The 948-nt window shown below is 38.9% G+C and carries 1 protein-coding gene; it reads right to left on the reverse strand.

Annotation, left to right across the window (positions count from 1 at the left end):
* Positions 1-80: 80 nt before the first annotated feature.
* Positions 81-818 (reverse strand): hypothetical protein, encoded by a 738-nt coding sequence (locus GB992_RS10910; protein ID WP_161002463.1) that lies wholly within the window; start codon positions 816-818, stop codon positions 81-83.
* Positions 819-948 lie beyond the last annotated feature (130 nt).

Raw genomic sequence — 948 nt, forward strand, 5'->3', positions numbered from 1 at the left:
AAAAGCAGTTAAATCAACGTCCTCGCAAAGTGTTAAACTATGAAACCCCATATGAAGTATTTTTTGACAAACCGTTGCACTTAGTTTGACAATTCACCAATGACAACATCGACAATCTTACCAGAAGTTGACGCCTCGTCGATTGCGTTATCAAGCAAATTACCAAGAATTCGAATAAGATTCAGGTGCTCCATGCTAGGAAAATCAATTTGTTGATTAATGACGATATTCAAACGAACATGTCGTTGTGCCGCCTGATTAAGTTTTTCAAATAAAATACCACGGACGTAGTCGTCACTGACGTCATCCAGTTGTTTATAAACTGCACTATGTGTAACAAATTGTTGTAATGTGGGTTGAATTTCGTCTTTAAAATAGGACTGCAATTGATCAATATCACCATGATCAATCATTTCGGTCATTCCTAACATGATATTCTTATAGTCATGGCTAAAAGTTTCAAGATTGGTATTCAGGTCGCTCAATGCATGACCGTAAGTGTTTAAATTTTGCAGTGCCTGATTTGCTGCTACACGTTTATTTTTAGATACAATTAGTTGAAGGTAAAGGGCGGCAAAACCGATGGTAAACACCGAAGCAGCATATGCTTGCCACTGCACAGGATGCTGTAGAGCAACAGTAAAAACAATGAGATAGAGAGCTGAAAAAGTTCCCATCAGCATGTAATCGTATCCGTCCGCGGGGAGCTCCTCAAGCAAGGTCACAAAATTGTACTTACGTGCGTAATGGTGAGCGATCAGACCGCAAATAATGACTAAGGGCAGAGCAGTCATGGTTGAACCAACCATATTAATCATTGCTGTAGCACTCTTGCCAAAGTAACCTTTCGGCAAATTCTATAATTAATCCGAACAAAAAAAAAAAAGGCCCAAAGCAATCTCTTACAATGATAGTAGTTAATCCCAACCAGCTATAAGGAGTGATTAC

Origin of the sequence: Furfurilactobacillus milii (genome assembly GCF_009863985.1) — a bacterium.
In the GTDB taxonomy this organism is placed as follows: domain Bacteria; phylum Bacillota; class Bacilli; order Lactobacillales; family Lactobacillaceae; genus Furfurilactobacillus; species Furfurilactobacillus milii_A.

What these genes read in the sequence shown, in the direction of transcription:
- GB992_RS10910 (WP_161002463.1), bottom strand. Translation starts at nt 818, where the DNA reads ATGATTAATATGGTTGGTTCAACCATGACTGCTCTGCCCTTAGTCATT.